Here is a 380-nt window from a genome sequence, read left to right as displayed (position 1 = left end):
GGGCAGCGACGGCTGAACCGCAGCGCCCATCCGATGCGGGCGCGCCGGCACGGCGCCCGGGCCGCCGGCATTCACGGCCGGCCGCCGCGCTCCCGCAGGCACTCCACCAACCCTTCCGTCACCGCCGTCCATTCCCGCCCCCGCATCCGGATGATCCCCACCGGCGGCAACTCCACCGGCACCGGCAGCTTCAGCACCGCCACCATGCCCTGCTCGGCGCAATGCCGCGCCACGGCGCGTGCCATGAAGGCCACGGCGCCGCGCTGCTGCACGAAAGTGATCTGCGAGAGGAACGAGGCCGATTCGACGATGTCGGCGGGCGGATGCAGGCCGTGCGCGAAGAACTGCTGCTCCAGCTTCACGCGCAGCGAGGCCCAGGG

General features: G+C 73.2%; 1 protein-coding gene. It reads right to left on the bottom strand.

What is annotated here, in order from left to right; translation table 11 throughout:
* Positions 1-71: 71 nt before the first annotated feature.
* Positions 72-380 (bottom strand): LysR substrate-binding domain-containing protein (locus D3I60_RS01295; protein WP_262774293.1); only part of this gene is annotated, 309 nt, incomplete at its 5' end.

Source organism: Brevibacterium permense, from assembly GCF_025506275.1.
GTDB classification, from domain to species: domain Bacteria; phylum Actinomycetota; class Actinomycetes; order Actinomycetales; family Brevibacteriaceae; genus Brevibacterium; species Brevibacterium permense_A.
Note: the sequence above shows the minus strand (reverse complement) of the source record. Positions and strands in the feature narration are given on the sequence as shown.